This window comes from Pseudomonas sp. SWRI111, assembly GCF_014268555.1.
Classification (GTDB): Bacteria; Pseudomonadota; Gammaproteobacteria; order Pseudomonadales; family Pseudomonadaceae; genus Aquipseudomonas; species Aquipseudomonas hamedanensis.
The window spans coordinates 534,699-546,758 of record NZ_JABWQQ010000001.1; the positions used below are offsets into that span (position 1 = coordinate 534,699).

The 12,060-nt window shown below is 60.8% G+C and carries 7 protein-coding genes; 1 reads left to right on the plus strand and 6 read right to left on the minus strand.

All coding sequences use genetic code 11. The features are described 5' to 3' along the window. Positions 1 to 120: 120 nt before the first annotated feature. From HU755_RS02160 to tpx, 5 genes are all read right to left on the minus strand, one after another. On the minus strand, positions 121 to 1,590 hold the full coding sequence (locus HU755_RS02160; RefSeq protein ID WP_186630434.1) for an efflux transporter outer membrane subunit: 1,470 nt from the start codon (positions 1,588 to 1,590) through the stop codon (positions 121 to 123). Continuing rightward, positions 1,587 to 4,694, minus strand: a complete 3,108-nt coding sequence (locus tag HU755_RS02165) for an efflux RND transporter permease subunit (RefSeq protein WP_186630435.1) — start codon at positions 4,692 to 4,694, stop codon at positions 1,587 to 1,589. The genes HU755_RS02160 and HU755_RS02165 overlap by 4 nt, the downstream gene beginning before the upstream one ends. A gap of 142 nt (positions 4,695 to 4,836) precedes the next feature. Next, complete coding sequence (locus tag HU755_RS02170) at positions 4,837 to 7,938, minus strand: MdtB/MuxB family multidrug efflux RND transporter permease subunit (protein ID WP_186630436.1); 3,102 nt, start codon at positions 7,936 to 7,938, stop codon at positions 4,837 to 4,839. After that, complete coding sequence (locus tag HU755_RS02175; protein WP_186630437.1) at positions 7,935 to 9,239, minus strand: MdtA/MuxA family multidrug efflux RND transporter periplasmic adaptor subunit; 1,305 nt, start codon at positions 9,237 to 9,239, stop codon at positions 7,935 to 7,937. The genes HU755_RS02170 and HU755_RS02175 overlap by 4 nt, the downstream gene beginning before the upstream one ends. Before the next feature lie 174 nt (positions 9,240 to 9,413). Further along, the gene (tpx, locus tag HU755_RS02180) at positions 9,414 to 9,914 is read right to left on the minus strand and encodes a thiol peroxidase (RefSeq protein WP_186552307.1); all 501 of its coding nucleotides are present in this window, start codon (positions 9,912 to 9,914) and stop codon (positions 9,414 to 9,416) included. Between the two features lie 400 nt (positions 9,915 to 10,314). Here tpx and HU755_RS02185 point away from each other — a divergent pair, with 400 nt between their 5' ends. Continuing rightward, a complete protein-coding gene (locus HU755_RS02185; RefSeq protein ID WP_186630438.1) occupies positions 10,315 to 11,061 on the plus strand; it encodes a hypothetical protein in 747 nt (248 codons plus the stop codon). A 209-nt stretch (positions 11,062 to 11,270) separates the two neighbouring features. On the opposite strand, the gene HU755_RS02190 is transcribed toward HU755_RS02185, so the two are convergent. Further along, positions 11,271 to 11,948 carry a DUF3313 domain-containing protein gene (locus tag HU755_RS02190; RefSeq protein ID WP_186623637.1) on the minus strand — a complete coding sequence of 226 codons (678 nt, stop codon included), beginning with the start codon at positions 11,946 to 11,948 and terminating at the stop codon, positions 11,271 to 11,273. Positions 11,949 to 12,060 lie beyond the last annotated feature (112 nt).

A 12,060-nucleotide genomic window follows, 5' to 3' on the forward strand; every position in this document is an offset into this window, starting at 1 on the left:
GGGACGCTCCGCGTTCCCTTCAGAGCCGAACGCGGAGCGTCCGTTGAGGCATTCCCACGCAGAGCGTGGGAACGATCACTGGGGGCGACGCTTTCGTGAGCAGGCTCACTCCCACAAGGCTCAGCGCTTGTCGCTGACATCCAGTTGGCCGTCCCAGCCACCGCCCAGCGCGGCGATCAGTTGCACGCTGGCAATCAGGCGGTTTTGCAGAATGTTCAAGACACTGCGCTCGTTGCTCAACGCCGTCGCTTGCACCACCACTACGTCGATATAGGCAATCAGTCCGGCCTTGTACTGGTTTTCCGTCAGGCGCAGGGAATCGCGCGCGGCATCCAGCGCTTCCTGGCGCACGGCCGCTTCGTCGGCATACACCTTCAGCTGCACCAGATAGTTTTCCACTTCGCGGAAACCGTCGAGTACGGTCTGGCGGTATTTGGCGACGGTCTGGTCGTAGGCCGCTTCAGTGCGATCAACCTCGGCCGAACGAATGCCGCCGTCGAACAGCGGCAACGACAGCTGCGGGCCAACCGACCAGAAACGGTTCGGCAGGCTGATCAGGTTGTTCGATGTACTGCTGCTGTAGCCCCCGCTCAGACTCAGGGTCAGATCTGGATAATAGGCGGCTTTCGCCACGCCGATGTTGGCGTTGGCGGCGATCACCGAGCGCTCGGCGGAGGCGATGTCCGGACGCCGCTCAAGCAACTGCGAAGGCAGGCTCAGCGGCACTTGCGGCAAGTTCGGGATGGTCTGGCTTTCGGCAATGCTGAAGTTCGCCGGCGCTTCGCCGGTCAGCACGGCGATAGCGTTTTCAAACTGCGCGCGCTGCCAGATCAGATCGACCAGATCGGCCTGAGTACTTTTTAACTGGGTCTGCGCCTGCGCCACCGCGTCACGCCCGGAAACCCCGGCGCGGTATTGGTTCTCGGTCATTTTCAGCGAGCGTTCGTAAGCGGCAACGGTGGCCTCGAGCAACCGTTTCTGCTGATCAATCACACGCAGTTGCAGGTAGTTCTGCACCAGTTCCGACTGTTGGCTCAGGCGCATTGCCGCCAGGTCGGCAAAACTCGCCTGGGCACTGGCTTCGTCCGCCTCCAGGCCGCGGCGCAGCTTGCCCCATACATCGGCCTCCCAACTCACGCCCAGTTGCGCGTTGTAGGTGTCACGAATCCCGCTGGAAGAACTGCTCAGGCTAGAACTGCTGCTGCCGGTGCCCTGACTGGAGCGGGTCTTGCCCAGGCTCAGGTCGACACTGGGATAAAACGCCCCGCGTGCGCTGCGCACCAACGCCTGAGCTTGGCGATACTGGGCTTCGGATTGCGCCACCGTCTGGTTGGAACTGTTGAGTTTCTCGATCAAAGCATTGAGCTGCTGATCGCCGTACAACTCCCACCAGGCCCCGCGGGCCAGCGAATCGCTCGGGTTGGCCTGGCGCCAGCCTTCGGCTTCCTTGTACTGAGCGATTTCAGCGGTCTGCGGACGCTGGTAATCGGGGCCGACAGCACAGGCACTGAGCATCGCCACGCACAGCGACAGGCTCAACAGCCGCGAACCGCGAACAGTGGCCAGATTGAAAAGCGAACGGTCAGTCATAGCGGAGTTTCCAGAGCGGCGTCAGTGCGCACGCCACGCCAATGGTTGAAGCGATGGCGCAGCTTGTCGAGATAGAGGTAAACCACAGGTGTGGTGTAAAGGGTCAGGACCTGGCTGAAGACCAGACCGCCAATGATGGTCAGCCCCAGCGGCTGGCGCATTTCCGCGCCCTCGGCCCGGCCGAGCAGCAGCGGCAAGGCGCCGAGGATCGCCGCCAGCGTGGTCATCAGAATCGGCCGCAAACGTTGCAGGCACGCGCTGCGGATCGACTCCAGCGGCGACAGGCCCTGATGGCGCTCCAGTTGCAGCGCGAGGTCGATCATCAGAATGGCGTTTTTCTTCACCACGCCGATCAGCAGGAACAGCCCGAGCAGGGAAATCAGGCTGAATTCGCCACCCAGCGCATAGATCGACAGCAACGCGCCGACTCCGGCCGATGGCAGCGTCGACAGAATGGTCAGCGGGTGGATGTAGCTTTCGTACAGCACGCCGAGCACAAGGTACACCGCCAGCAGCGCGCCGAGGATCATCAACGGCTGGCTCTTTTGCGTCGCGGCGAAGGCATCAGCCGTACCGGCCATTTTCGCAATGACATCTTCCGGCAGCCCGACCTTGGCAATCGCCCGTTCGATGGCGGCACTGCCCTGCTCCACCGTCACGCCTTCTGCCATGTCAAAGGCAATCGACTCGGACGCGAACTGGCCTTCGTGGCTGACCCGATCGTCTTCCAGGCTGTTTTCGTAATGAGCGAACGTCGACAACGGCACCCGCGCACCGTCAGCGGTAATGACCTGCACCTGCTTGAGTGTCACCGGGTCCTGAGCGTATTTCGGATTGACCTCCATCACCACTTGATACTGGTTGAGGCTGTCGTAGATCGTCGAAATCTGCCGCTGACTGTAGGCGTTGTTCAGTACCGCCGTGACCATGTCCATGTCCACGCCCAGACGTTTGGCCTGGTCGCGGTCGACAATCAGCGTCACCTGCTGTGCCCCCGCGCCTTCGCGGGCATCGATGGCGGTCAGTTCGGGCAAGGCGCGCAATGCCGTGACCACTTTCGGATACCACTTGCGCAACTCACCGAGATCGCCGCTTTGCAGGATATAGCTGTACTGCGACGAGGTCTGCTCGCGCCCGCCGCCAAACTGCAGGTCCTGGTCGGCCATCAGCATCAACTGCGCGCCGGGTACCTTGGGCATTTCCTTGCGCAGGCGTTCAATGACTTTCTGTGCCGACAACTGGCGTTCCTTGATCGGTTTCAGGCGCACGATCATGAAGGCGTTGTTAGTGCCGTTGCCTCCCCCGATGAAGCCGGCGACGCTCTCCACCGCCTCATCCTTGAGCACGGCGCGGCGGAAAATTTCCATTTTCGGCTGCATGACGCTGAACGACAGACCGTCGTCGCCGCGCACAAAACCGATCAACTGTCCGGTGTCCTGCTGGGGCATGAAGGTTTTCGGTACCACCACATACAGCGCGACGTTGACGCCGACCGTGATCAATAGACTGAGCAGCGTCAGGCGGCGGTGGCGCAAGACCCAGTCGAGGCTCACGGCGTATTTGCCGACCATCCAGTCGTTGGTGCGCCGACTCCAGCGTTGCAGGCGGTTTTCCTGCCCAGGCGTGTGTGGCTTGAGCCAACGGGCGCAGAGCATCGGCGTCAACGTCAGGGACACCACCAGCGACACGACAATCGCCGCGGCCAGGGTGATGGAAAACTCGCGGAACAGGCTTTCGACAATGCCACCCATGAACAGGATCGACAGAAATACTGCCACCAGCGATACGTTCATCGACAGTAAGGTAAAACCGACTTCCTTGGCACCGAGATACGCGGCCTGCATCGGTTTGACGCCCTCGTCGATGTGCCGGGAAATGTTCTCCAGCACGACAATGGCGTCGTCCACCACCAGGCCGGTGGCAAGAATCAGCGCCATCAGCGACAGGTTGTTCAGCGAAAAACCGTAGAGGTACATCACCGCAAAGGTGCCGACCAGCGACACCGGCACCGCCAGCGTCGGAATCAGCGAGGCGCGGAAATTGCCGAGGAACAGAAACACCACCAGCACCACCAGGACGACGGCGATCAGCAGGGTCATTTCTGCTTCGTGCAATGTGGCCTTGATTACTGGCGAGCGGTCCATCGCCAGGTTCAGCTTGACGCTGGCCGGCAGCACCGCTTGCAGGGCCGGCAACTGCGCCTTGATCTCGTTGACCGTCTCGATGATGTTGGCGCCCGCCTGCCGGTTAATCACCAGCAACACCGCTGCGTCATCGTTGAAGAAGCCGCTGTTGTAGCGGTCTTCGACGCCGTCGCTGACCTTCGCCACGTCTTTGAGGCGCAGTGCAGCACCGTCGGCGTAATGGATGATCAGCGACTCGTAATCCTTGGCCTTTTCCAGTTGGTCGTTGGCCTGGATCTGCCACAGCCGCTGCGCGTCTTCCACCGAACCCTTGGGCCGGCGCACGTTGGCGTCGGCGATGGTCTTGCGCACATCATCGAGGGCCACGCCGTACTGGTTGAGTGCCTGCGGTTCGAGTTCGATGCGCACCGCCGGCAGCGAACTGCCGCCGATCTGCACTTCACCGACGCCCTGCACCTGGGACAGGCTCTGCGACAAGATCGTCGAGGCCAGATCATACAACTGGCCTTTTTCCAGCACGTCCGAGGTCAGCGACAGCACCATGATCGGCGCCTGCGACGGATTGACCTTTTTGTAGGTGGGCATGCTGCGCATCCCGCTCGGCAGCAAATTGCGCGAGGCGTTGATCGCCGCCTGCACTTCCCGCGCCGCACCGTTGATGTCACGGTCGAGGTCGAACTGCAAAATCACCCGCGTCGAGCCCTGACTGGAGCGACTGCTCATGGTGTTGACGCCGGCAATCGCGCCGAACGAGCGCTCCAGCGGCGTCGCCACTGTCGAGGCCATGACCTCTGGGCTGGCACCGGGCAGGCTGGCCTGCACAACGATGACCGGGAAGTCCATCTGTGGCAACGGCGAGACTGGCAGCAGCCCGAAGCTGACACCGCCGAGCAGCATGATTGCCAGGCTCAGCAGCATCGTCGCCACGGGACGTTTGATGAAAGGACCTGAAAGATTCATTGACCGCAAACTCCGGTTTCACACAGTTCCACTGTGGGAGCGGGCTTGCTCGCGAAGAGGCCGGCACATCCAACATGGGTAGCGGCTGACACTCCGCTTTCGCGAGCAAGCCCGCTCCCACAAGGGGAATGTGTGCGGACAGTCATACCGCGACCTCTTCGCCTTCAGCCTTGCTCTTGCCAAACCGACGGCCAAGGCGGTCGAAGTACAGGTAAATCACCGGTGTAGTGAACAGAGTCAGCACCTGGCTCATGAGCAACCCGCCGACCATCACCAGGCCCAGCGGCTGGCGCAGTTCGGCGCCCGAACCGGTGGCGAGCATCAGCGGCACCGCGCCGAACAACGCCGCCAGCGTAGTCATGAGGATCGGCCGGAAGCGCAACAGCGCCGCCTGATAGATCGCCTCCTGCGGCGCCATGCCCTGGTTGCGCTCGGCGTCGAGGGCGAAGTCGATCATCATGATCGCGTTCTTCTTGACGATACCGATCAGCAGAATGATGCCGATGATCGCAATCATCCCCAGATCGTTACCGCTGAGCAGCAAGGCCAGCAAGGCGCCCACCGCCGCCGACGGCAAGGTCGAGAGAATGGTGATCGGGTGGATATAACTCTCGTAGAGCACGCCAAGCACGATGTACATGGTCACCACCGCCGCCAGGATCAACAGCAAGGTACTCGACAGCGAAGCCTGGAACGCTTCGGCCGCCCCCTGGAAGCGGGTTTGTACGCCAACCGGCATGCCGATCTCTTGCTGCACCTGTTCGATGACGTCCACCGCATGCCCCAGCGCCACGCCGGGCGCGAGGTTGAACGACATCATCACCGCCGGGAACTGGCCGATGTGGCTGATCGCCAGTTGCGCCTGACGCTCCTCGATATGCGCCAGGCTGGACAGCCGCACCTGGGCGTCGTCAGTGGTTTTCACATGGATCTGATCCAGCGCCTGCGGGCCGATCCGCTCGCCAGCCTGGGCTTGCAGCACCACGCGATACTGGCTGGCCTGGGTGTAAATGGTCGAGATCTGCCGCTGACCGAAGGCGTCGTACAACGCATCGGTGATGTTCGACACCGAAACGCCGAGGCGTGACGCGGCGTCGCGGTCGATCACCAGATAGACCTGCAAGCCCTTGTCCTGCAAGTCGCTGGCAACGTCGGTCAGCTCCGGACGCTGTGCCAGCGCTTCGACCAGCCGCCCGCTCCACTGGCTGAGCAGCTCGGAATCCGGCGAGGACAGGCTGAACTGGTATTGGGTACGGCTGACGCGGTCCTCGATGGTCAAGTCTTGCACCGGCTGCATGAACAGGCGAATGCCGACCAGTTTGTCCAGTTGCGGTTGCAGGCGGGCGATCACTTCAGTCGCGGTCAGATCGCGCTCGCCGTGGGGCTTGAGGTTGATCAGCAGGCGCCCGCTGTTGAGCGTGGCGTTGTCGCCATCGACACCGATGTACGACGACAGGCTTTGCACGTCAGGGTCTTCGAGAATGATCTTCGCCAGCGCCTGCTGACGCTCGCCCATTGCCGCAAAGGAAATCGACTGCGGCGCTTCGGAAATGCCCTGGATCACCCCGGTGTCCTGCACCGGAAAGAAGCCCTTGGGCACGACCATATAAAGGAACACGGTCAGCGCCAGCGTGCCGATCGCCACCAACAGTGTCAGCGGCTGATGCTTGAGTACCCAGCGCAACATCCGCCCGTATTCAGCAATCATCCAGTCGATGAAGGCGCCGCTGGTGCGGTAGAAACGGCCCTGCTCATGGGCCTCTGGCTCACGCTTGAGCAGTCGCGCGCACATCATGGGTGTCAGCGTCAGCGAGACGACCAGGGAAATCAGGATCGCCACCGCCAGGGTAATGGCGAACTCGCGAAACAACCGGCCCACCACATCGCCCATGAACAGCAGGGGAATCAGCACCGCGATCAGCGACAGCGTCAGGGAGATCAAGGTGAAGCCGATCTGCTTCGCTCCCTTGAGCGCGGCCTGCATCGGGCTGTCGCCCTCTTCGATATAGCGCGAGATGTTCTCGAGCATCACGATGGCATCGTCGACGACGAAACCGGTAGCGATGGTCAAAGCCATCAGCGTCAGGTTATTGACCGAGAAACCCGCCAGATACATTACGCCGAAGGTGCCGATCAGCGACAGCGGCACGGCCACCGACGGAATGATCGTCGCACTGGCGCGGCGCAGGAACAGGAACGTTACCATCACCACCAGCGCGATGGCGATCAGCAGTTCGTGCTGCACGTCCGTGACCGAGGCGCGGATGGTCTGGGTGCGGTCAGTCAGCACCGTCACATCGAGGCCGGCCGGCAGGTTATCGGTGATGCTCGGCAGCAGCGCCTTGATGCGGTCAACCACCTCGATCACGTTGGCGCCGGGCTGGCGCTGGATGTTCAGCAGGACCGCCTGATTCTGGTTGGCCCACGCGGCCAGGCGCTCGTTTTCGGCGCCATCGACAATCTCGGCGACGTCCTTGAGCCGCAACGGCGCGCCGTTCTTGTAGGCGAGGATCAGGTTGGCGTAATCCTCAGGCGAGGTCAGTTGGTCGTTGGCATCAAGCATCGACACGCGCGTCGGGCCGTCAAAATTACCTTTCGGCTGGTTGACGTTGGAGGCAGCGATCAGCGCGCGCACATCGGAGAGGTTCAGGCTGGCGGCGGCCAGAGCCTCTGGGTTGACTTTGATTCGCACGGCCTGACGCTGACCGCCGGCAATGCTGACCATACCGACCCCGCTGATCTGGGCGATTTTCTGCGCCATGCGCGTATCGACCAGGTCGTTGAGCTTGGGCAGCAACATGGTTTTCGAGGTGATGGCCAGGGTCAGTACCGGCGTGTCCGCCGGGTTGACCTTGTTGTACACCGGCGGCGCCGGCAAGTCCGTCGGCAGCAGGTTGGTCGCGGCGTTGATTGCGGCCTGCACCTGTTGCTCGGCGACGTCCATGTTGATGTCGAGGCTGAAACGCAGGGTCAGCACCGAGGCGCCACCGGAACTGGTCGAGGCCATCTGCGTGAGGCCCGGCATCTGGCCGAACTGGCGCTCAAGTGGCGCGGTGACCGCACTGGTCATCACGTCCGGGCTGGCGCCGGGATACAGGGTCATGACGCGGATGGTCGGGTAATCGACCTGCGGCAGCGCCGACACCGGCAGCAGGCGATAGGCGATCAGACCGGCCAGCACTATCGCCAGCATGCTCAAGGTGGTGGCTACCGGACGGAGGATGAACAGCCGCGAAATGTTCATGCGCCCTTCTTGGCCTTGTCAGTCACGGCGGCGTCCGGGGTGCTGGCAGCGGACTTGCCTTGCAGGTGTTCGGTCGGCGTGGTCGGCACTTGATTGCTATCGTTGACCACTTCCACCTCGCTGCCTTCCTTCAAGCGGTCGGTGCCTTCAAGCACCACCCGGTCGCCTGCGGCCAGGCCTTCGGTGACGACGGTGTTTTCGCCATCGCTGGCGCCGATCTTCAGTTGGCGGATGGTGACTTTCTTGTCGCCGTCCAGCGCGTAGACGAAGGTGCCGTTGGTGCCGAACTGAATCGCCGCCGACGGGGCCAGCACCACGCCTTTGAGCGTGTCGGCCAGCAAGTGCACGTTGACGAACTGGTTGGGAAACAGCGCTTGATCGCGGTTGTCGTAACGGGCCTTGAATTTCAGGGTGCCGGTGGCGACATCGATCTGGTTGTCGAGGCTCTGCAGCACGCCGGTGGCTTGCAGTTTGGTATCGCCACGATCCCACGCCTCCGCCGGCAGTTTCGCGCCGCTGCGGTAACGGGCCAGCACGGTTTCCAGGCTGTTTTCCGGCAAGGTGAAGGCGACGCTGATCGGCTGGGTCTGAGTGATGACGGCGATGAACGTGGTGTCGTTCGCTGTGACGAGGTTGCCGACATCGACTTGACGCAGGCCGACACGACCGGCGATCGGCGCACGGATCTTGGTGAATTCAAGATTGAGCCTGGCGTCGTTGACCGCCGCCTGGTTGGTCTTGACCGTGCCCAGGTACTGACCGACCAGCGCTTCAGCGGTGTCCAGGGTCTGTTTGGCGATGCTGTCCTCTTTATAAAGACCGCGATAGCGCTCGACGTCGACCTGGGCGTTTTTCAGCTGCGCCTGATTTTGCAGCAGGGTACCTTCGGCCTGGAGCAAGGCATTCTGGTAGGGACGCGGATCGATTTCCGCCAGCAACTCGCCGGCCTTGACCATCTGCCCTTCTTCGAAATGGATTTTCACCAGTTCGCCACCGACCCGGCTGCGCACGTTGATCGTGTTGAGCGCGGTGACGGTGCCCAGCGCTTTGTAGTACAGCGGGAAATCGCCCGTGACCGCCGGCGCCACACGCACCGGCACCGGCCCGCTGCCGCCGCCGAAGCCCGGCCGCATCATCCCCGAACGCCCGGTATGCCCGGCGGCTTTGTCGCCGCCGGCCTTGTCAGCGGAACCGGCGGGCCAGAATTTCCAGCACAGGACGGCGATGACCAACAAGACCAGCAGGCTGATCAGCCAGCGACGGGAGTGACGGGGGGACGATTGCATGGAGTGATTAACCATTGGGCGCGTGGGCTTCTTTTACGGGAGGCTGAACGATAAGCACTGGCAGGGATTTAGCAAAGCAGCTTTACCGGCAATTTACCTTCCACTGACGTTTCAAGGTGTGAGGCAAAACACTGATACACAAATGAAAACGGCCTGGACAGGGCCAGGCCGTTAACAATTGTAAAAGCCTTACTTGAGAACGGACAGTGCCGCTTCGTAGTTCGGTTCTTCAGCGATTTCCTTGACCAGCTCGCTGTGCAGAACGTTGTCGTTTTCGTCCAGCACCACCACGGCACGAGCGGTCAGGCCCTTCAGCGGACCGTCGGCAATGGCCACGCCGTAATTCTCGATGAATTCGGCGCCGCGCAGGGTCGACAGGTTCTGCACGTTTTCCAGACCTTCAGCGCCGCAGAAACGTGCCTGGGCGAACGGCAGGTCAGCGGAAATGCACAGCACCACGGTGTTGGCGAGTTCGTTGGCTTGAGCGTTGAACTTGCGCACGGAGGTCGCGCAGGTCGGTGTGTCAACGCTTGGGAAAATGTTCAAGACTTTGCGCTTGCCGGCGAAGTCTTGCAGGGAGACGTCGGACAGATTGCCGGCGACCAGGGAAAAGGCTGGCGCCTTGGAACCGGCTTGTGGCAATTGGCCGTTGACTTGAACCGGATTGCCTTTAAGGGTGACTTGAGCCATGACTTGAGTCCTTCTGATGGTGTGATTGGAAAGCATGCAAGAGGCGGAAGTTAACCACGAAATCGGCCGCCGACCTATGCCCTGTGTGAAATTGTTGGTTGCTGGCGACTGCGATTGTATACAACCCACCGCACTCCCTTGTAGGCCTTCGCCTGCTCGCGATAGCGGTGTATCTCTGCCATATGTACTGGCTGACACACCGCTATCGCGAGCAGGCCAAGGCCTACAGAAGCGCGGAGCGCGTCCGCGAACTGGCAAAGAAAAACACCTGAGACCGGCCCGGCAACGGGTTGCTTTGCCATACCCCCTCCCTGTCATAAACTCGCGACGCGGCCATTTACCGGACGCGTCGGTGCTCAAGGATCAGGGGTTATGCTGCATGCTTAGAAAGTCTGTTGTGATGTTCATGCTGAAAAAAGGCGATGTGTACGACCCCATCGGTTCGGGGACGTTCTTCTTTCATGACGGCAAGTTGCTCATTGTCAGTGCCGCGCATGTTTTCGAAGACCTCGAGGGCGAAGAAGCAGCCTATCTGTACGCCGCCAACAAGGTGTTCAAACTTCCCTATATCAAAGCCTTGGTCTCCAACACCAGTGCGACACAGGGCAGCCGGAGCAAAGACCCGTTCGACATCGGCGCAATGGTGGTGCCGGATGAAGTTCTGGATGAATGCAACGGCGAGATCAATTTCATCCAGCGCGACTTGATTGAAACCCCGGCAAACAGCGAACGCATCAAGTTTTACCAACTCATTGGCTACCCCGGTCCGAAAAACACGCAGCTGGCAAAAAAAGCCGCTCGGCTCAATCGAATGTTCATCCCCGAATGCTTCGTCTACGGCACCAATGATACAAGCGCCAAGGTCTTCCCCCACCACCGTTTCCTGCCCAAATACCATGTCGCACTGGAGTTTTCGAAAACCGGCAACTTCAACGATGACAATCTGCCCCTTCAGGCGCCTGACCCCGATGGCATGAGCGGCGGCCTGATCCAGGGCTGCTTCGACTATATCCCGCATAGCAATGGTTTTTATCCTACCTGCGCGGTCGCGATTCTTATCGAGCTGGAGCGTAAGGCCGGGTCGTTCATAGGCGTACGAATGAACGCTGTCTATGAGTGGCTCGATTTGCACGCGGCGAAACTTTAGCCCTCGTTCCCCCGTGAAGGCGACTCGCGGCACAAAACCAAACAATTAATCCCTGCGAACGGCTAGGCAATCCGTATTTTCGCTGGTTTGTCGGGCAGTAAATCGGCGCCCGTCAAGCCGCTTTCCCGAGCAGGCTCCCACACTTGAGTTCACTTATGACTTGGAGTGGGAGCGAGCCTGCCCGCGAAGAGGCCGTCAGCCTCGACGCACTACTTGGCTTCAGCCTTGAGTTTCAGCCAGGTCTGATGCATATCCGACGCCCAGCCATCGATCACCGCTTTGACGTCAGTCGCTTTCATCACCTGCGATGAGTTTTCCAGTGGCTGACCGGTGCCCTTGCGCACCACCTGCGCCACCACCTTGTTACTGGCGCCATCCATGAACACCGCCTCGGTGGCCAGGGTGGTTTCCTGATCGCGGATACCGGTAGCGGTGCTCACCGCGGCGGCCACCAACGCAATCGGAATCACCTCATATACGTGCAGGCCTTCGGTCTTGCTGCTGACGGCGGTAATCGCCGGGCGCACAACAATTACGCCAGGGCCGGGGCCGGTGGCCAGTGGCAGCGATTTGCTCAACTCACGCTTGAGCGCCTGATCGTAATAACTGGTGATGCCATTGAGGGTTTGCTGTGGAATCTTTTCGGTCGCTTGCGGCTTGGGGTAGAGCTGGCTGGGTTCGACGTAGACACTGGAGAATTTGTTGATGTCCAGTTTCGGGTCCATCCAGCGCATCACTTCGGCACCGGACGGTGACTTGGTCTCTTTCAGTTGGCTGTAGTCCTTGAGAAATCCGGAGTACTGGTCGGGAGCGACGGTTTTGCTCGAACAACCCACCACACCCAGGGTGGCAATGCACAGCGTGCCCACCATTACTGCTAGCTTCATGCTGTAACTCCTGTCAGAAGGCCCAAACTTTTATAGAGGGGGAGCTACAGGTATAGCTAAAAGCGCGGCAATTGCGATTACAAATCACAAAGTTCACGCAACGCTGCGCACG

Excerpts from the sequence above, each read along its gene's own strand:
- HU755_RS02185 (WP_186630438.1), top strand. The coding sequence starts at position 10,315 with ATGTTCATGCTGAAAAAAGGCGATGTGTACGACCCCATCGGTTCGGGG.
- HU755_RS02165 (WP_186630435.1), bottom strand. The coding sequence starts at position 4,694 with ATGAATCTTTCAGGTCCTTTCATCAAACGTCCCGTGGCGACGATGCTG.
- HU755_RS02175 (WP_186630437.1), bottom strand. The coding sequence starts at position 9,239 with ATGGTTAATCACTCCATGCAATCGTCCCCCCGTCACTCCCGTCGCTGG.
- HU755_RS02160 (WP_186630434.1), bottom strand. The coding sequence starts at position 1,590 with ATGACTGACCGTTCGCTTTTCAATCTGGCCACTGTTCGCGGTTCGCGG.
- tpx (WP_186552307.1), bottom strand. The coding sequence starts at position 9,914 with ATGGCTCAAGTCACCCTTAAAGGCAATCCGGTTCAAGTCAACGGCCAA.
- HU755_RS02170 (WP_186630436.1), bottom strand. The coding sequence starts at position 7,938 with ATGAACATTTCGCGGCTGTTCATCCTCCGTCCGGTAGCCACCACCTTG.
- HU755_RS02190 (WP_186623637.1), bottom strand. The coding sequence starts at position 11,948 with ATGAAGCTAGCAGTAATGGTGGGCACGCTGTGCATTGCCACCCTGGGT.